Annotated in this window: 16 protein-coding genes and 1 tRNA gene; 9 read left to right on the top strand and 8 right to left on the bottom strand. The window is 71.2% G+C overall.

All coding sequences use genetic code 11. The features are described 5' to 3' along the window. Positions 1 to 73: 73 nt before the first annotated feature. From msrA to VAB18032_RS04755, 6 genes are all read left to right on the top strand, one after another. Entirely contained in the window at positions 74 to 736 is a 663-nt protein-coding gene (msrA, locus tag VAB18032_RS04780) for a peptide-methionine (S)-S-oxide reductase MsrA (RefSeq protein ID WP_013731654.1), read from the top strand. 253 nt (positions 737 to 989) lie between these two features. Further along, positions 990 to 2,774 (top strand): N-acetylglutaminylglutamine amidotransferase, encoded by a 1,785-nt coding sequence (locus VAB18032_RS04775; RefSeq protein WP_013731653.1) that lies wholly within the window; start codon positions 990 to 992, stop codon positions 2,772 to 2,774. 2 nt (positions 2,775 to 2,776) lie between these two features. Continuing rightward, positions 2,777 to 4,657: an N-acetylglutaminylglutamine synthetase gene (ngg, locus tag VAB18032_RS04770; RefSeq protein WP_013731652.1), complete on the top strand. Its 1,881-nt coding sequence runs from the start codon at positions 2,777 to 2,779 to the stop codon at positions 4,655 to 4,657. Beyond that, positions 4,654 to 5,847, top strand: coding sequence for an osmoprotectant NAGGN system M42 family peptidase (locus VAB18032_RS04765; RefSeq protein WP_013731651.1), 1,194 nt, complete (start codon positions 4,654 to 4,656; stop codon positions 5,845 to 5,847). The genes ngg and VAB18032_RS04765 overlap by 4 nt, the downstream gene beginning before the upstream one ends. 323 nt (positions 5,848 to 6,170) lie before the next feature. Further along, positions 6,171 to 7,100, top strand: a complete 930-nt coding sequence (locus VAB18032_RS04760) for a ribonuclease Z (protein WP_043719730.1) — start codon at positions 6,171 to 6,173, stop codon at positions 7,098 to 7,100. Beyond that, a complete protein-coding gene (locus VAB18032_RS04755; protein WP_043719727.1) occupies positions 7,097 to 7,627 on the top strand; it encodes a GNAT family N-acetyltransferase in 531 nt (176 codons plus the stop codon). Before VAB18032_RS04760 ends, VAB18032_RS04755 begins: the two co-directional genes overlap by 4 nt. A 116-nt stretch (positions 7,628 to 7,743) precedes the next feature. Here VAB18032_RS04755 and VAB18032_RS04750 read toward each other — a convergent pair whose 3' ends face one another. Together VAB18032_RS04750 and VAB18032_RS04745 are read right to left on the bottom strand one after the other, a co-directional pair. Next, positions 7,744 to 9,114 carry a cystathionine beta-synthase gene (locus tag VAB18032_RS04750; protein WP_013731648.1) on the bottom strand — a complete coding sequence of 457 codons (1,371 nt, stop codon included), beginning with the start codon at positions 9,112 to 9,114 and terminating at the stop codon, positions 7,744 to 7,746. Between the two features lie 85 nt (positions 9,115 to 9,199). Further along, a complete protein-coding gene (locus VAB18032_RS04745) occupies positions 9,200 to 9,556 on the bottom strand; it encodes a YkvA family protein (protein ID WP_013731647.1) in 357 nt (118 codons plus the stop codon). 140 nt (positions 9,557 to 9,696) lie between these two features. Here VAB18032_RS04745 and VAB18032_RS04740 point away from each other — a divergent pair, with 140 nt between their 5' ends. Genes VAB18032_RS04740 through VAB18032_RS04730 form a run of 3 tightly spaced genes read left to right on the top strand, consistent with a single transcriptional unit; the run spans position 9,697 to position 12,896 of the window. Continuing rightward, positions 9,697 to 10,746, top strand: a complete 1,050-nt coding sequence (locus tag VAB18032_RS04740) for an SGNH/GDSL hydrolase family protein (protein ID WP_013731646.1) — start codon at positions 9,697 to 9,699, stop codon at positions 10,744 to 10,746. Between the two features lie 52 nt (positions 10,747 to 10,798). Then, positions 10,799 to 11,596, top strand: a complete 798-nt coding sequence (locus tag VAB18032_RS04735; RefSeq protein ID WP_013731645.1) for an SGNH/GDSL hydrolase family protein — start codon at positions 10,799 to 10,801, stop codon at positions 11,594 to 11,596. A gap of 40 nt (positions 11,597 to 11,636) precedes the next feature. Beyond that, the gene (locus VAB18032_RS04730) at positions 11,637 to 12,896 is read left to right on the top strand and encodes an acetyl-CoA C-acetyltransferase (RefSeq protein WP_013731644.1); all 1,260 of its coding nucleotides are present in this window, start codon (positions 11,637 to 11,639) and stop codon (positions 12,894 to 12,896) included. A gap of 38 nt (positions 12,897 to 12,934) precedes the next feature. On the opposite strand, the gene VAB18032_RS04725 is transcribed toward VAB18032_RS04730, so the two are convergent. The 6 genes from VAB18032_RS04725 to VAB18032_RS04700 form a co-directional block, all read right to left on the bottom strand. Further along, positions 12,935 to 13,255 (bottom strand): hypothetical protein, encoded by a 321-nt coding sequence (locus VAB18032_RS04725; protein ID WP_086011270.1) that lies wholly within the window; start codon positions 13,253 to 13,255, stop codon positions 12,935 to 12,937. 248 nt (positions 13,256 to 13,503) lie between these two features. Then, on the bottom strand, positions 13,504 to 14,382 hold the full coding sequence (locus tag VAB18032_RS04720) for a Bax inhibitor-1/YccA family protein (RefSeq protein ID WP_013731642.1): 879 nt from the start codon (positions 14,380 to 14,382) through the stop codon (positions 13,504 to 13,506). Between the two features lie 103 nt (positions 14,383 to 14,485). Then, positions 14,486 to 14,566 (bottom strand) — tRNA-Leu (locus VAB18032_RS04715). 243 nt (positions 14,567 to 14,809) lie between these two features. Further along, positions 14,810 to 16,123 carry an NAD(P)/FAD-dependent oxidoreductase gene (locus VAB18032_RS04710; protein ID WP_013731641.1) on the bottom strand — a complete coding sequence of 438 codons (1,314 nt, stop codon included), beginning with the start codon at positions 16,121 to 16,123 and terminating at the stop codon, positions 14,810 to 14,812. A gap of 153 nt (positions 16,124 to 16,276) precedes the next feature. Then, positions 16,277 to 16,840, bottom strand: a complete 564-nt coding sequence (locus tag VAB18032_RS04705) for a hypothetical protein (protein WP_050814694.1) — start codon at positions 16,838 to 16,840, stop codon at positions 16,277 to 16,279. 176 nt (positions 16,841 to 17,016) lie between these two features. Next, complete coding sequence (locus tag VAB18032_RS04700; RefSeq protein ID WP_013731639.1) at positions 17,017 to 18,393, bottom strand: DUF58 domain-containing protein; 1,377 nt, start codon at positions 18,391 to 18,393, stop codon at positions 17,017 to 17,019. Positions 18,394 to 18,399 lie beyond the last annotated feature (6 nt).

Genomic DNA, 18,399 nt, shown 5'->3' with positions numbered 1-18,399 from the left:
CGGCGGCGGGGCGGGTAAGGAAGTACGGTCCGCCGGTGTTGCACGCGGGGAAGGGTACGAAAGGAGTCCCATCGTGTTCCTCCGCCGCATGAAGGCCGAGATGATCTCCCCTGACCGGGCGCTGCCCGGCCGTCCGATAGCCATGCCGGTCGCCGACCGGCACGAGGTGCTCGGCACCCCGCTGAAGGGCCCGTTCCCCGAGGGGTCGCAGGTCGCGGTCTTCGGTATGGGGTGTTTCTGGGGCGCCGAGCGGTTGTTCTGGACCCTGCCGGGCGTGTTCACCACGTCGGCCGGTTACGCGGGTGGCTACACCCCGAACCCGACCTACGAGGAGGTCTGCTCCGGGATGACCGGGCACGCCGAGGTGGTCCAGGTCGTCTACGACTCGGCTCGGATCAGCTACGAGGACCTGCTCAAGGTCTTCTGGGAGAACCACGACCCGACCCAGGGCATGCGCCAGGGCAACGACGTGGGCACCCAGTACCGGTCGACGATCTACGCCACCACCGACGACCAGTTGGCGACGGCCGAGGCGTCCCGCGACGCGTTCGCGCCGATCGTGGCGCGCGCCGGCAAGGGCGAGATCACCACGGAGATCGGCCGGCTCGGTGACTACTACCTGGCCGAGGACTATCACCAGCAGTACCTTGCCCCGACCAAGAACCCGAACGGCTACTGCAACCACGGCCCGAACGGGATGAGCTGCCCGGTGGGCGTGGCCCGCACCGCCGGCTGAGCACGACAAGCAAGCGAAAAGAGGCCCGGTCTTACCGACCGGGCCTCTCGCTACGCGCCGGGTATTAGGGCGTACGTCACAGGGCGGAGCGCCGGCCGACTCGGGCATCCGGGCACGATGCGGCAGCCGACGCCCGAGGTCACGAACGAGGGCGCAGGCAGGTTACGCGGGGCGCGGATTCTAGCAAGTCTGTTACATGACTGTCATTGTCTCAACAGGCAGACTGCAACATCCTCTGGCAGCATGTTCTGACATGTGCGGACTGGCTGGAGAATTCCGAACGGACGCGACGCGCGCAGATGTCATCGCGGTGGAACGGATGGCCGCCACGATGTGCGACCGCGGGCCCGACGGCAGCGGAGTGTGGTCGAACGGTCCGGTCGCGCTCGGTCACCGACGCCTGAAGATCATCGACCTTTCGGCGGCCAGCGGTCAGCCCATCGTGGATTCGACGACCGGGCTGTCGGCCGTCTTCAACGGCTGCATCTACAACTACCGTGAGCTGCGCGCCGAACTGTCGGCCAAGGGCCACACGTTCTTCTCGACCGGCGACAGCGAGGTCGTGGTCAAGGCGTACGCCGAGTGGGGGCTCGACTTCGTCGACCACCTGATCGGGATGTTCGCCGTGGCGATCAGCGAGCGGGACAGCGGTCGCCTGGTGCTGGCCCGGGACCGGCTCGGCATCAAGCCGCTCTACCTCGCCGAATCAGCAGGTGTGCTGCGGTTCGCCAGCACCCTTCCCGCCCTGCTGGCCGGCGGCGGCGTGGACACCACGATCGACCCGGTCGCGCTGGCGCACTTTCTGAGCTTCCACAGCATCGTGCCGCCGCCGCGCACCATCCTGCGCGGCGTCAGCAAGCTGCCACCGGCCACCGTCCGGGTCTACGAGCCCGACGGCCGCAGCCACGAGCGGATCTACTGGAACCCGCCGTTCCTGCGCCGCGACGAGCACGCCGACTGGTCCGAGAAGGACTGGCAGGACGCCCTGCTCGAATCCCTGACCACCGCCGTACGCCGACGGATGGTGGCCGACGTGCCGGTCGGCGTGCTGCTCTCCGGTGGCCTGGACTCCAGCCTGGTGGTCGCGCTGCTGGCCGGCGAGGGACAGCGGGGACTGTCCACCTTCTCCATCGGCTTCGACGCGGTCGGCGGCCGGGAGGGTGACGAGTTCCGTTACTCCGATGTGGTCGCCAAGACCTTCGACACCGACCACCACCAGATCCGGGTCGCCGCCCAGGATCTCGTGCCGCCGCTGGAGGCCGCCGTCGCGGCCATGAGCGAGCCGATGGTCAGCCACGACTGCGTGGCGTTCTACCTGCTCAGTCAGGAGGTGTCCCGGCACGTCAAGGTGGTGCAGTCCGGCCAGGGTGCCGACGAGATCCTCGGCGGGTACCACTGGTATCCGCCGCTGCACCGGATCGACCGCGAGCAGGCCCTCGACACGTACGCCCGGGCGTTCTTCGACCGGGACGCGGCCGGGCTGGCCCAGGTGCTCAACCCGGACTGGCTGGCCGAGGGGGACCCGGCGCGGGAGTTCGTCGCCGCCCACCTGGCCGCCCCCGGCGCGCAGACCGCCGTCGACGCCGGCCTGCGTATCGACACCCAGATCATGCTGACCGACGACCCGGTCAAGCGGGTCGACAACATGACCATGGCGCACGGGCTGGAGGCCCGGGTGCCTTTCCTGGATCACGAGTTCGTGGAACTGGCCGCCGCCTGCCCGCCCGAGCTGAAGCTCGCCCAGGGCGGCAAGGGCGTCCTCAAGGAGATCGGCCGCCGGGTGCTGCCGCACGAGGTGATCGACCGGCCGAAGGGTTACTTCCCGGTGCCGGGCCTCACCCACCTGGAGGGCAAGCTCCTCGACCGGGTACGGGACGCGCTGTACGCGCCCGAGGCCCGTCGCCGCGACCTTTTCCGCCCCGATTACGTCAACGCCCTGCTCGACGCACCCAACGCCGAACTGACCCCGTTGAACGGAAACAAACTGTGGCAACTCGGACTCCTGGAAATGTGGCTCCAGAGCCACGGAATCGACTGACCGTGACCGACACCCTGGCCACCGGGGTAGCTCGGACCGACCGGGGCCGCGGACGGCGGTACGAGCGGGTCGGCCCGGGCGGTGATCCGATCGCCGCAGGCGGCAGCGCCGACCCCGGCGAGGACGCCGAACGCCCGCGCGACGACGCAGGTGTCGTGCTCGACTGCGGCTGGGGGCGGCTGGTCTTCGGCCAGACCTTCCACGACCAGGCTGCGGTCGCCGACATCCTGCGCTCCGAGGCGGCCGGCGCCCGCGACATCTGCATCTACCTGCGGGACCCGCACGTGCTGGTGTCCCGCCTGCCCGACGAGTTGTTCATCGACCCGTCGCTGACCTACCGGCTGCCGCTGTACGGCCCCCGGGCCGACACCGGCACCGGCGAGCAGACCGGCAGCGCCGGCACCCCGGCGCTCACCGGCGGCCCGCCGGAGCTGCCCGGGGTGCGCATCCGTCGGCTGCGCGACGCCGCCGACGCGGACGCGGTCAACCGGATCTACGCGTCCAACGGCATGGTCACCGCACCGGTCGAGGTGCTCGTGGACAACGCCGCCACCGACCGCTTCCTGCACCTGGTGGCGGAGGTGACGACCGGCGAGATCGTCGGCACCATCACCGGCATCGACCACGTCGCGGTCTTCGACGACCCGGACAACGGCGCCAGCCTCTGGTGTCTGACCGTCGACTTCAACCAGGCACCGCCGGGCACCGGCCAGGCGCTGATCACCGAGCTGGCCGCCCGGCTGGTCGCCCGGGGTCGGGCGTACGTCGACCTGTCGGTGCTCGCCGAGAACGTCGGCGCGATCCGGCTCTACGAGCGGCTCGGCTTCTACCGCACCGCGACGCTCTGCGTGAAACGCAAGAACCCGATCAACGAACGACTGTTCCTGCCCGCCATGCCCGAGGGGTACGACCAGCTCAACCCGTACGCAAAGATCGTCGCCGACGAGGCGATGCGGCGCGGCATCCGGGTGGAGGTGACCGACCCGCAGTGGGGTGAGCTGCGGCTGTCCACCGGTGGCCGGACGATCCTCACCCGCGAGTCGCTGTCCGAGCTGACCTCGGCGGTGGCGATGAGCCGCTGCGACGACAAGCGGGTCACCCGCCGGATCCTGGCCGATGCCGGGCTGTCCGTGCCGCGCGGACGCACCGCCACCGGGGACGCCGCCGACGCCGAGTTCCTGGCCGAGGTGGGCGAGTTGGTCGTCAAGCCGGCCCGCGGCGAGCAGGGCAACGGCATCACCGTCGGGGTCAGGACGCCCGAGGCGCTGGCCACCGCGGTCGAGCTGGCCGCACGGTACTGCCATGAGGTGCTGCTGGAGGAGTTGTGCGCCGGCGAGGACCTGCGGGTGGTCATGATCGATCACGAGGTGGTGGCCGCCGCGGTCCGCCGTCCCGCGTCCGTCACCGGTGACGGGGTGCACGACATCGCCGAGCTGATCGAGCGGCAGAGCCGTCGTCGGGCCGCCGCCACCGGTGGCGAGTCCCGCATCCCGCTTGACGACATGACCCGTGACGTGGTCGCCGAGGCCGGGTACGCACTGCACGACGTCCTGCCCGAGGGGCAGGTGCTGGCCGTACGGCGCACCGCGAACCTGCACACCGGCGGCACCATCCACGACGTCACCGGCGAGCTGCATCCGGTGATCGCCGAGGCGTGCGTGGCCGCCAGCCGGGCCCTGGACATCCCGGTCACCGGTCTTGACCTGCTGGTACCGGCACCGGACCAGCCCGAGCACGTCTTCATCGAGGCCAACGAACGGCCCGGGTTGGCCAACCATGAGCCGCAACCCACCGCGGAACGGTTCGTGGATCTCCTCTTTCCCGGGACGCGGGCACCGCAACGGCTCTGGACCCCGGCGGGTGCGGCACCATCTGGGGCATGACCGTACGCAAGACCATTCCGCTGCCGCTCGACCTGGAGTACCTGCGCCAGGTGCTTATCGAACTGCTGGACATTCCCAGCCCGTCCGGGCGTACCGACCACGTGCAGCAGTACGTCGGCGAGCGGTTGTCCGCGCTCGGCATCCCGTCGACGTTGACCCGCCGGGGGGCGCTGAGCGCCTGCCTGCCCGGCCCTCGGGAGCACGGGGCGGACCGGGCAATCGTGGTGCACACCGACACCATCGGCGGAATGGTCAAACGGCTCAAGGAGAACGGCCGGCTCGAACTCAAGCCGATCGGTACGCACAGCGCCCGGTTCGCCGAAGGAGCCCACGTCCGGATCTTCACCGACGACCTGGAGCGGGTGATCACCGGCCAGGTGCTGCCGCTCAAGGCCAGCGGCCACCGCTACAACGAGGCGGTCGACTTGCAGGGCATCGGCTGGGAGCAGGTCGAGGTACGCGTCGACGAGCCGGTGGAGGACATCGACGGCCTGCGGGCGCTCGGCATCGACGCGGGCGACTTCGTGGCGTTCCTGCCCAACCCGACGGTCACGCCCAGCGGGTACGTCAAGTCCCGCCACCTGGACGACAAGGCCGGGGTGGCCGCGGTGCTCACCGCGATCAAGGCGATGGTCGACGCGGGGGTGCAGCCGGCCGTCACCGCGCACCTGCTGATCACCGTGACCGAGGAGATCGGCCACGGTGCCTCGCACGGTCTCGACCCGGACGTCGCGGAGATCGTCTCGGTCGACGCCGCGGTGGTCGCCCCCGGTCAGCAGTCCCGGGAGGACGCCGCCACCCTGGCCATGGGCGACGGGGTGGGCCCGTTCGACTACCACCTCACCCGCAACCTGGCCGCCATCGCCCGGGAGCACGGCGTGGATCTGGTCCGCGACGTCTTCGACTACTACCGCTCGGACGTGGCGGCGGCGGTGGAGGCCGGCGCGCACGCCCGGGTGGCGCTGCTCGGTTTCGGCGTCGACGCCACCCACGGCCACGAACGCACCCACCTGGAGGGGCTGCGGCAGCTGGCCCAACTGCTCTGCCTCTACCTGCAGAGCGATCTGGTCTTCCCGGAGTGGGACGCCGAGCCCGAGGGTGACCTGGCGAACTTCCCGTCCCTGTCGGTGCAGCCGGCCAGCGAGGACGGCCCCCGCGAGGGTCCGATCGGTATCGCCCCCGGCTCGTGACCCGCCGGCCCCGGCATTCCCGGGGCGGCTGTGATCGAAATCCGTTGCCGCCGGCTTCGGCGCTGGATAGCGTGGCGGTACACGGGAAAGGAGGTGGTCCAGACTTGTATAGCAATCGGACTCGTGAGGTGGCTGTCCGCTAGCCGCTGTCCTCGACAGTGACCGTCTGATCCCAGGCGGGCAGTAAGAAGTCGTCGAGACCGTGTGGCAGCGGTGCGGCGAAACCACGACAAGCCACCCGACCCCCGGGGTGCCGACCCAGTCCAGTCGGCCCGCGTTCGCGCGGAAGCCCCGGGGGTCGCTTCATTCCACGGGAGGCCGCCGTGTCGATGCGTGAGCTGGTGGTGCTCGGTACGGCCAGCCAGGCCCCGACCCGGGCCCGCAACCACAACGGGTACGTGCTGCGCTGGGACGACGAGGTGATCCTCTTCGACCCGGGTGAGGGCAGCCAGCGGCAACTGCTGCACACCACGGTCACCGCCACCGACCTGACCCGGATCTGCATCACCCACTTCCACGGCGACCACTGCCTCGGCCTGCCCGGCACCATCCAGCGGCTCTCCCTGGACCGGGTCTCCCGCCCGGTGGCGGTGCACTTCCCGGCCGAGGGCGCCGAGTACTTCGCCCGACTGCGGCACGCCAGCTCCTTCTACGAGACCGCCGAGCTGGCGGTGACGCCGATCGAGGCGGACGGGCAGCGCATCGCGTTGCGCTGCGGCACGCTGGAGGCCCGTCGACTGCGGCACCCGATCGACACGTACGGCTATCGGCTGGTGGAGCCGGACGGCTGCCGGATGCTGCCGGAGCGGCTGGCCGCGTACGGCATCGAGGGGCCGGCGGTCGGTGAGCTGCAGCGCGTCGGCCACCTCGACCTCGACGGGCATCGCGTCACCCGCGACGAGGTGAGCGTGCCGCGACCCGGGCAGCGGTTCGCCTTCGTGATGGACACCGGCCTCTGCGACGGGGTGTACGCGCTGGCCGAGCAGGCCGACCTGCTGGTGATCGAGTCGACCTTCCTGGAGTCGGAGGCGGCGCTCGCCGCCGAGGTCGGCCACCTGACCGCCGGCCAGGCCGCGCGGGTGGCGGCCGAATCGGGGGTACGCCGTCTCGTGCTCACCCACTTCTCCCAGCGGTACGCCGACCCGCGCCGCTTCGCCGACGAGGCCCGCGCCCACTTCGACGGTGACCTGGTGATCGCCGAGGACCTCACCACCGTGCAGGTCCCACCCCGGCGGGTACCCTCGGCTGGGTGACTGTCACGCTGCGTGCCGCGACCGCTGACGATATCGCGGCGGTGGGCCGGCTCCACCAGCGTTCGCGGGTCGCCGCGTACTCGTCGATCCTGCCGCCCGAGGCACTGGCCGACCCGACACCGGAGGCGATGGCCGAGTACTGGACGCTCCGGTGGAGCTATGAGCAGGCCGACCACCGGATGACCGTGGCCGAGCGGGACGGCACCCTGGTCGGCTTCAGCTACCTGGGGCCGGACGACGAGGACGACCCGGACACCGGCCTGCTCAACGCCATCCACCTGGAGCCGGCCGAGCGTGGTCGCGGCGTCGGTCGGGCCTTGATGATCGACGCGCTGGCCGCGATGGGGCGGCGCGGCTGGCGCCGCGCGGTGCTCTGGGTGCTGCGCGACAACGCACACGCCCGCCGCTTCTACGAGCGCGGCGGCTGGCGACGGACCGGGCTGGAACGCGACGAGACGGTCGGCCCGTTCCCCGTCCGCCAACTCCGCTACACCCGCGACCTGATGCAAGGAAGGGCACCCTGTTAACGCCTGCAGTAGAGGAAGGGCCCCCTGTTAACACTCGATCCCGCAACGGGCGGCCGGGTGTTAACAAGGGGCCCTTGCTATGCATGGGGCGTTAAAAGGGGGCCCTTCCTTACACCTCAGCGAGCGCCGAGGTGGGCGAGCAGGTCCTGGCGGGTGAGAACGCCCTTGGGCTTGCCGTCGATCAACACCAGGGCGGCGTCGGACTTCTCCAGCAGGTTGACCGCCTCGCTGACCGGCTGGCCACCACCGACCATCGGCAGCGGCGGTGCCATGTGTCGCTCGATGGTGTCGTGCAGCTGGGCCTGACCGGTGAACAGCGCGTCGAGCAGGTCCCGCTCGGCGATCGAGCCGGCCACCTCGCCGGTCACCACCGGCGGCTCGGCCTTGAGCACCGGCAGCTGCGAGACGCCGTACTCGCGCATGTAGTCGACCGCGTCCCGGACCGTCTCGGTCGGGTGGACGTGCACCAGTTCGGGCAGGCCACCCGGCTTACCGGCCAGCGCCTCGGCCACGGTCGGCTCGGAGCCGGAGTTGTCGAGGAAGCCGTACCGGGCCATCCAGGTGTCGTTGAAGATCTTGGAGAGGTAGCCCCGGCCGCCGTCCGGCAGCAGCACCACGACCACGTCGTCCGGGCCGGCGGAACGGGCCACCTCCAGCGCGGCCACCGCCGCCATCCCGCAGGAGCCGCCGACCAGCAGCCCCTCCTCGCGGGCCAGGCGCCGGGTCATCTCGAAGGACTGCTTGTCCGAGACCTCGATGATCTCGTCGGCCACGCTGCGGTCGTACGTCTCCGGCCAGAAGTCCTCGCCGACCCCCTCGACCAGGTACGGCCGACCGGTGCCGCCGGAGTAGACCGAGCCCTCCGGGTCCGCGCCGATGACCTTCACCGTCCCGCCGGACGCCTCCTTGAGGTACCTGCCGATGCCGGAGATGGTGCCGCCGGTACCGACGCCGGCCACGAAGTGGGTGATCCGCCCCTCGGTCTGCTTCCACAGCTCCGGGCCGGTCACCTCGTAGTGCGAACGCGGGTTGGCCGGGTTGGCGTACTGGTTGGGTTTCCAGGCGCCGGGGATCTCCCGGGCCAGCCGGTCGGAGACGTTGTAGTACGAGCGGGGGTCCTCCGGCGCGACGGCGGTCGGGCAGACCACCACCTCGGCGCCGTACGCCCGCAGCACATCCTGCTTGTCCTGGCTGACCTTGTCCGGGCAGACGAAGACGCACTTGTAGCCCTTGAGCTGGGCCACCAGGGCCAGCCCGACACCGGTGTTGCCGCTGGTCGGTTCGACGATCGTGCCACCGGGCTTGAGGATGCCCGCGGCCTCGGCGTCCTCCACCATGCGCAGCGCGATCCGGTCCTTCACCGACCCGCCGGGGTTGAGGTACTCCACCTTCGCCAACACGGTGGCCTGGATGCCCTCGGCCACGTTGCGCAGCCGCACCAGCGGGGTGTTGCCGATCAACTCGACGACGTTGTCGTAGTACTGCACCTCGGTGTGCCCTTTCCTTCGACGCCGGCGCCGCAGGCCTGGCGGGGGTGTCTGGCGTGAAATTCCCGCGCCAAGGGTACGTCGATCAGGGCACGACGTGGCCAGGGACCACGGTGCTGGTGCGGGCCTCCCACTCCAGGAACCGCTCGGTCTCGGCAAGGACGGCCCCGGCCAGCCAGGTGACCATCACCGCGTCGTCGATCAACCCGAACACCGTCAGGAACAACTCCGGGACCGCGTCGACCGGGGAGACGATGTACGCCGTCGCCGCCGTCATCATGGCCAGTCGAAGGCCCCCGTCGTACCGGCCGCGGGCCGTGGCGGCGATCATCCTGGGCAGCGCGCCGATCCGCGCGCCGAGCGACGGTCCGCCCCGCGCACCGGCAGTCAATGCCCTGCCCAGAGCCACGAAGGCGGCACCCCGCTTCAACGTCCTAGCCATCGTCTTGCTCCTCTCCACGTGCAGCGTGACGACCCGACGCAACACCCTGCAATCAAATACCCAGAGCTGTCAGTTTCCAGGCCCACCGGTGCAGTTGGCGAGCACCGCGGAACGTCGTACCGGCGCGCTAATGTCGCCCTATGGGGGCCGTTGGTTCTGTCGTACCGGACCGTCCGCGTTTGCAGCGCGCCTGGCGGGTGGCCCGACTGGCCGCGTTCGGCACCGGCGCCACCGCGGCGGCTGCGGCCGCCGCCACCGGCATTCTGCTCGGTCAGGCCCGTCAGGCCCGCCGCACCATTCCGATGGCCGAGGCACCGCCACCGCGCTGCGACGGGGTCTACGGGGCCAAGTTCCCCGGCCCGGCGCTCAACCTGGTCGTGCTCGGCGACTCCTCCGCCGCAGGCTACGGCGTGCACCGCCGCCGGGAGACACCCGGTTCCCTGCTGGCCACCGGGCTGTCCCGGCGGCTTCAACGCCCGGTGCGGCTGCGCTGCTTCGCGGTGGTCGGTGCCATCTCCGCCGGCCTCAAGTTCCAGGTCGAGGCGGCCCTGGAGGGCGACCCGGACGTCGCGGTCATCCTGATCGGCGGCAACGACGTGACGAACCGTGCCCCCCTCGGTCTGGCCGTGCGACACCTCGTCGAAGGGGTCCGGGCGCTGCGTGCGGCCGGGGCCGAGGTGGTCGTCGGCACCTGCCCTGACCTGGGCACGATCCGCCCCATCCAGCCACCGCTGCGCTGGCTGGCCCGCCGGTGGAGCCGCCAGCTCGCCGCCGCCCAGACCGTGGCCGTGGTCTCGGCCGGCGGCTGGACGGTCTCCCTCGGTGACCTGCTGGGGCCACGTTTCACCGCCGAGCCGGGGCGAATGTTCGCCTGGGACCGGTTCCATCCCTCCGCTGAGGGGTACGCGGTGGCAGCCGCCGCCATTCTGCCCACCGCGCTCGCCGCACTCGGCCACGGAGCGGAACGCAGGCCTTCGCCAACCCGCGTCGAAGGCGTACGGTCGTTGCCGAAGGCCGCTCACGAAGCGGCGAGGCATCCGGGGACGGAGGTCAGCGGCACGCAGGTCCGTGGCAGCGAGAGCGGTCCGGGCGGCCGCTGGGCGCAACTGCGTCGCCGAGGGCTGTTCGGTGTCGGTGCGGTGTCACAACCGGCCGGTGCCGACTCACCCGCAGTGGAGGAACTCAGATGACCGAGCGGACGATGCTCCCGTTCACCCGCGCTACCCGGGCCGGGGCAGCACGATGAACAGCACCGGCGGCCGGCTCGCCGGCTGGCTGGCCCGTACGGCCGCAGCCTCCCTGCTCGCCGGCACGATCGGCGGTGCGGCGGTGCTCGCCGGGCAGGCCGTGGTGGCCCGCAGCCGCCGCTACGCCCAGCCCGAGCTGGGTCTGGCGCTGCGCGCCACGGTCGGCCGCACCGGGGCCCCGCAGCTACGTCTGGTGCTGCTCGGTGATTCGTCCGCCCTCGGGGTCGGCGTCGACCGGCTCGGCGACACCATCGGCGGGCAGTTGGCCGAGCTTCTCGCGGAGGGCCCGGCCGGGCGTCAGGTGCGGCTGTCAAGCGTCGGTGTCTCCGGGTCACGCTCCACCGACCTGGCGACCCAGGTGGCCCGGGCGCTGCTCGGCGAACAGCCGGACGTGGCGGTCATCCTGATCGGGGCGAACGACGCCACCACCCTGCGCCGCCCGGCCGACGCCGCCGCCTATCTCGGCGCGGCCGTGCACCGGCTCCGCCAGGCCGGCGTCGAGGTCGTCGTCGGCACCTGCCCGGACCTCGGCGCGGTACGCGCCATCGCCCCACCGCTGCGGCAGGTCGTCGGCTGGGTCGGCCGTCAGGTCGGCCGCGCCCAGACCAAGGCGGTTCTCGACGCCGGCGGGACGGTGGTCGATCTGGCCGCCGAGACCGGCCAGGTGTTCCGGGCCGACCCCGGCACGTTCTGCCACGACGGCTACCACCCCTCCGCGGACGGCTACCGCGTCTGGGCGCACGCGCTCCTGCCGGCGGTGGCCGCCGCAGCGGCCGTCTCTCCTCGCCGCTGACCGCTTCCCTCACAAGTTACTGGCGCGTTAACGTTGGGTCATGCCGATTGAGTCGCCACGCGATGCCGTGATCGTCGCCACCGCCCGCTCGCCCATCGGTCGGGCACACAAGGGCTCCCTCCGTGACCTCCGCCCCGACGACCTCGCCGCCACCATCGTGCAGGCCGCCCTGGACAAGGTCCCCCAGCTCGACCGGCAGGAGATCGACGACCTCTACCTGGGATGCGGTCTGCCCGGCGGCGAGCAGGGCTTCAACATGGCCCGTGTGGTCACCATCCTGATGGGCCTGGACCAGGTGCCCGGCGCGACCCTCACCCGCTACTGCGCCTCGTCGCTGCAGACCACCCGGATGGCGATGCACGCGATCCGGGCCGGCGAGGGCGACGTGTTCATCTCCGCCGGGGTCGAGGCCGTCTCCCGGTACGCCCGGGGCAGCTCCGACGGCCTGCCACCGGAGGCGCAGGCCCTCGTGGGCCGCTGGGAGAACCCGCGCTTCGCCGAGGCGCGCAAGCGCTCCAAGGCCCGCTCCGAGGGCGAGGCACCGGTCTGGACCGACCCGCGCGACGAGGGCGCGCTCCCCGACGTCTACCTCGCCATGGGGCAGACCGCGGAAAACCTGGCCCAGGTGTACGACATCTCCCGCGCGGACATGGACGAGTTCGGCGTACGCAGCCAGAACCTGGCCGAGAAGGCGATCGCGGACGGCTTCTGGGCCCGCGAGATCACCCCGGTGACCACCCCGGACGGCACGGTGGTCAGCACCGACGACGGCCCGCGTGCCGGAGTGACCCTGGAGGCCGTCTCCGCCCTCAAGCCGGTCTTCCGGCCGGACGGCCGGATCACCGCCGGCAACTGCTGCCCGCTCAACGACGGGGCCGCCGCCGTGGTCATCATGAGCGCCCAGCGGGCGCAGGAGTTGGGCGTCACCCCGCTGGCCCGGATCATCTCCACCGGCGTCACCGCGCTGTCCCCGGAGATCATGGGACTCGGCCCGGTCGAGGCGAGCCGGCAGGCCCTCCAGCGGGCCGGCATGACCATCGACGACGTCGACCTCGTCGAGATCAACGAGGCGTTCGCCGCCCAGGTCATCCCGTCGTACCGTCAGCTCGGCATCCCCGAGGAGAAGCTGAACGTGATGGGCGGGGCGATCGCCGTCGGCCACCCGTTCGGGATGACCGGCGCGCGGATCACCGGAACCCTGCTCAACGCCCTGCAGTGGCACGACAAGACCATCGGTCTGGAGACCATGTGCGTCGGCGGCGGTCAGGGCATGGCCATGGTGCTGGAACGCCTCAGCTGAGCAGTACGCGGCTCGCCCGCCTGCTCGGCGGCGTTCCGTCAGAGCGCGGCTCGGGTCGCGGCCACCTCGGCCGTGGCCCGGGCCAGAACGTCGTCGGCGGGACCGGCGGCGAGCAGATCGGCCGCGACCACCCGGAGCTGGTCGGCCAGAGCCAGGTCGTTGTCGAGCCGAGGGACGACCCGCCGTGGTTGCCCCTCCGCATCGGCCGACAGATCAGCGATGTCCTGAATCAGCCGATACACCAGATCGGCCCGTGGCAATTCGCTGGCCGAGGCGACACCAGACCACCGCCCCTGCTGCCAGTGTCCCACCTGCCGCACCAGCAACTCCACGCCCCGCTCCAACTCCACATCCCCCACCCCCAAAACCCTACCCACCCCCACCCTCCCCTCCCCACCCTCCGGAACCCGTCGATCTTGCACTTCCGGTCGCCGAATAGCCCCTTGTGCACCTTTTGCCGGGACAGAAAGTGCATGATCGCCGGCAGCGAGGGCGGGTGGGGCGGGGCGGGTGGGGACGGGTGGGGACGGGGGCGGGGTGGGGTGGGATGACGACGGCGCCCGTTCCCTGGCGGGAGCGGGCGCCGGTCGGTCGTGGGGCGGTGAGGTCAGTCGTCGCCCTGGAAGTAGCTCAGCAGTCGCAGGATCTCGATGTAGAGCCAGATCAGGCTGACCAGGATGCCGAACGCGGCGACCCAGGAGTAGCGCTGCGGCAGGCCCATCCGGACGCCGTCCTCGACCTCCTTGAAGCTGAGCACGAAGCTCAGCGAGGCCACCACGATGCAGACCAGGCTGAAGCCGATGGCGAGCGCACCACCGTCGCGCAGACCGGTGTTGACACCGAACAGCGACAGCACCAGGTTGATCAGCATGACCGCGAAGAGGCCGGCCATCACCGCGATCAGACCCTTGGTGAACTTCGGCGTGGCCCGGATGACCCGCGCCTTGTAGAGCATGGTCATCACGAAGAAGACACCGAAGGTGGCGACGACCGCCTGGATGACGATGCCCGGGTAACGCGCCTCGAAGAACTTGCTGATCGCGCCGACCAGGACACCCTCGACGACGGCGTACGCGACGACCAGCGCCGGGTTCGCCATCTTCGAGAACGAGATGACCAGGCCGAGCACCAGGCCGACGATGGCCGCACCGATCCAGGCGACACCGAGCAGTGCGTCCGGTACCAGGATCCAGGCCGCTGCGGCGGAGACGCCGACGATGGCCAGGAGCATGACCGTCTTGACCACCACGTCGTCGATCGACATGGGGGTGACCGCCTGCGGCGCCGCCGGGAAGCCCGGCGCGCCGGGGTAGCCCGCCTGCGGCGGGTACTGCTGGGGGTAACCGGGCTGCTGGGGGTAACCGGCCTGCGGGTACTGCTGGGGGTAACCGGGCTGTCCGTACGGCCCGGTGGGGGCGTACCCGGCGGCACGCTCCCGCTCGGCCGCCTGGCCGAGCCGAGCGAGTACCGGGTTCGAAGTCTTCACTGTCTGGCCTCCCTAAGGGGGTCGTGGCACGTCAACGCGCCCTATAAGAGTAAACGGCCGGAACAGGGGGTTGGACGTCGGAAGGCTGAGGGAACGCTGAGAGTGCCCGGGGCGGGGGTCGAACCCGCACGCCTTGCGGCAGCCGCTTTTAAGGCGGCCGTGTCTGCCGTTCCACCACCCGGGCGGGTGACCCCGACGCGCCGACACGCGGCGGTGCAGTGCCACGGTAGCGGTTTCCCGGCCGATACGACGTCCCGTGCGCCGACCACTCCAGCGCCAATCCGAAACGACACACGTCAACGCACCCCGGCCCCAATCGGACGACAACCGGGCGGACGCAGCTAGATGCGGCATAGGCGCAGGTGTTAAAAGGGGGCCCCTGCTCTACGCGAGGCGTTAAGAAGGGGCCCTTCCTTACTTGCGTCCCCTACTTGCGGGAGGCTTCGGCAAACTCCTCGCGGGGGTCGTGCAGCTGGCCGAGGGCGACCACCTCACGCTTGAGGAAGAACGCCAGCGTCCAGTCGACCACCACTCGGATCTTCCGGTTGAACGACGGAATCCGGCTCATGTGGTACGTGCGGTGCATGAACCAGGCCGGCCAGCCGGTCATCTTGATGCCGTACACCTGGGCCACGCCCTTGTGCAGGCCGAGGCTTGCCACGCTGCCGGCGTGCTTGTGCTTGTAGGCGACCGGCTCGCGGCCCCGGATCACCGCGACGATGTTGTCGGCCATCCGCTGGGCCTGGCGCACCGCGTGCTGTGCGCTCGGCGAGCAGAAGTTGCCCGGCGCCTTGGTCAGGTCCGGTACGGCGGCACAGTCGCCGGCGCTCCACGCGCCCTCGACCACCCGGTCGCCGTCGACCACCTGAAGCGTCGGCAGGCAGGTGACCCGCCGCCGGTCGTCACGGGGGAAGTCCGTCGCGTCCAGCATCGGCGAGGGCTTCACCCCGGCGGTCCAGACGATGGTGTCGGAGGCGAAGCTGTCGCCGTCGGAGAGTTTGACCACCCCGTCGACGCAGGACTCCAGGCGGGTGTCCAGCCGGATGTCCATGTCCCGCTTCAGCAACTGCTGCACCGTGTAGGCGCCCATGTCCCGGTCGACCTCGGGCAGTACCCGCTGGGTGGCTTCGACAAGCACCCACCGCATGTCCGACGCCTTCAGCTCCGGGTAGTACCGCAGCGCGTCGCGGGCCATGTCCTCCATCTCGGCGAGCGCCTCGATGCCGGCGTACCCGCCACCGACGAAGACGAAGGTCAGCGCCCGGCGGCGCACCTGCGGGTCGGTGGTCGCGGCGGCCACGTCCAACTGCTCCAACACGTGGTTGCGCAGATAGATGGCCTCACCGATGGTCTTGAAGCCGATGCCGTGCTCGTGCAGACCGGGGATCGGCAGCGTACGGGAGACCGAACCGGGCGCGACCACCACATGGTCGTACGCGATCTCCCGGGGCGGGCCGACGATCGGCTGCACGGTGGCGGTCTTGCGGTGGTGATCGATGCGGGTCACCGCACCGGACACGACGGTGCACCGGCGCAACTCCCGCCGCAGCGGCACCACGGAGTGCCGCGGGGAGATGTTGCCGCCGGACGCCTCCGGCAGGAACGGTTGGTACGTCATGTGCGGCTGGGGGTCGACGACGATGACCTCAGCCTCACGGGAACTCAGCTTCTTCGACAGGCGCAGCGCCGCGTAGAGACCGACGTGCCCGGCACCCACCACAAGGATCCGCTTCGGATTCACGCCTACCATCTTTCCCCCAGCGACGGCGCTAATCCCGTTCCCGGCCCCCTTCTGTGACCGAGCACAACCTCTGTGTGACCTGGACTACTCAGGCCACTCGCGGCACTTCGGGCACCCGGGCAGGACCGCCCCAAACGTCGCTCGTCCCCGCCGTCAGCGGCGTTTCAGCAGCCAGGCCAGCGTCGCAGTCACCGCCAGCGCGACGAGGAGACCGGCGATCGTGACGAACTGCCAGCCGGCCGTGCCCGCCCCCAGGCGGCCCAGTTCCAGCAGCAGCACCCCGAGCACGGCAGTGGCGAGCAACACCCCGCCGGTACGCGTGAGCCAACGCACGATCAGATCCGGGTCCACCACCGCGTCGTACGGCAGCACCGCCACCAGGGCGCAGAGGGTGTGGGTGAGGTAGAGCAGCACCGCCACGGCCGTCAACCGCCACAGGGCGACCGGCCGGTCGTACCCGTCGGTGGCCATCAGCCAGCCGCCGACGGTGACCAGCGCGGCGAAGGTCGGCCAGAACCGGCGCGGCGCCAGCGCGGGCAGCGCCGCGACCCCGAGCAACGCCGGCAGGGCCTGCCCCGCGACGACCTCGGCCGGGTACGCGAGCAGCAGGCCCGCCAGCGAGCTGACGAAGATCCCGAGGCGGATCAGCACCGGGGCCAGCGCGACCCGGCTCGCCACCGTCTGCAACCCCCTGACCCGGCCGGTGAGGTTTCCGATCACTGAGCTGGCTCTCCGTTCGCGACTGCGGGACTCCGCTGCGCTGCGTTCCTCGCGCTCACCGGGCCCACCTTACGTTCGCGACTGCGGGACTCCGCTGCGCTGCGTTCCTCGCGCTCACCGGGCCCACCTTACGTTCGCGACTGCGGGACTCCGCTGCGCTGCGTTCCTCGCGCTCACCGGCCACCGACCCGGGGGGCGGTGGCGAGGCGGGCCACGTCGCGCAGGACCTGGTCGAGGCTGCCGGCGCCGGCCCACGGTACGACCGGCACGCCGTGCTCGCGCAGTTGCGCGATCATCGTGTCCCGGTCCAGCCGCCACAGCCGGTACGCCACCTCGGCCCAGCCCCGGTCCTTGGGGGGCGACAGGTCGGCCGGCAGGGTGTCCACGGCGACCACGAACCGTCCCGAGCGGGCCAGCCGGGCCAGCATCTGCGCCGACCGCTCCTCCAGCAGCGGGGTGAGCACCACCACCAGCGCGTCCGCGGAGAGCAGCTGCGAGCCGAAGACCTGGTCGTACGGCTCGTGCGGGGAATGCTGCGCCTTGACGTCCAACAGCCATTCCAGGACGGTCAGGTACTGCCGCCGGCCGGTCGCCGGGCGCAGTCGCCGGGCGTTCGGGCCGTACTCCAGCAGGGCCACCCGGTCGCCCCGGTGCAGGTAGTGCTCGGCGATGGCGGCGGCAGCCCGGACGGTGGTGTCCAGCACCGTGGCCGCGCCCGCGATGCCGCCGGAGCGGCCCGCCTCGGCCAGCACGTCCAGCAGGACGACCACCTCGGCGTCCCGGTCGGAGAGGGTGGCGGCCACGTGCAGTTGCCGGGCCCGCAGCGACACCCGCCAGTCGATGCGGCGGAGCCGGTCGCCGGGGGCGAAGACCCGTACCCCGGCCAGTTCTCCCCCTTCTCCGGCCCGCCGCGAATGGTGGGCGCCGACCAGCCCGGCCGCCCGCGGCATCGCGTTGACCGCCTCGAAAGGCTCGGTTTTCGGGTACACCCGATTGACGACCGGTTCGGCGATCACCGCGCGGGAGACCAGCAGGCCCTGCGCGGCGGCGACCCGGGCCCCGGCCGGTCCGAACGGGTGCCGCCCCCAGCGCAGGGCGGTGCCGGTCAGTTCCAGATCCACCGCGGTGTCCGGGTCCACCGAGGTGACGAACGGCCGGTCGGTCACCGAACGGCGGTCGCCACTGCGCCCGCTGACCGCGCCACCGGCCAGGGTGGCCTGCTCGATGCGCAACCAGGGCGAGACCCGGGTACGCAGCACGGCCACGTCGTACGGGGTCGCGTCCGGGTTGCCGACGCTGACCCGGCCGACCAGTTCACCGCCCTCCACCAGGTGCCCCTCGTCGACACTGACCCACACCCGGGGCAGCTCGGTGGGGCGATTGCGCAGCGCGTACGCCGTGCCGAGGGCGAAGGGGGCGGCCAGCACGATCAGGTCCACCCGGCCCAGCAGCACCGCCGCGACCAGCAGCAGCCCGGTGAGCAGCACCGCCCGACCGAGCGCCGAGGTGGGCGCCCAGTTGGCCGGTGCCGATCGATCCGCGAGCCTCACGTCGGG

Source organism: Micromonospora maris AB-18-032 (assembly GCF_000204155.1).
In the GTDB taxonomy this organism is placed as follows: domain Bacteria; phylum Actinomycetota; class Actinomycetes; order Mycobacteriales; family Micromonosporaceae; genus Micromonospora; species Micromonospora gifhornensis.
This window is presented reverse-complemented; position numbering and strand designations above follow the sequence as displayed.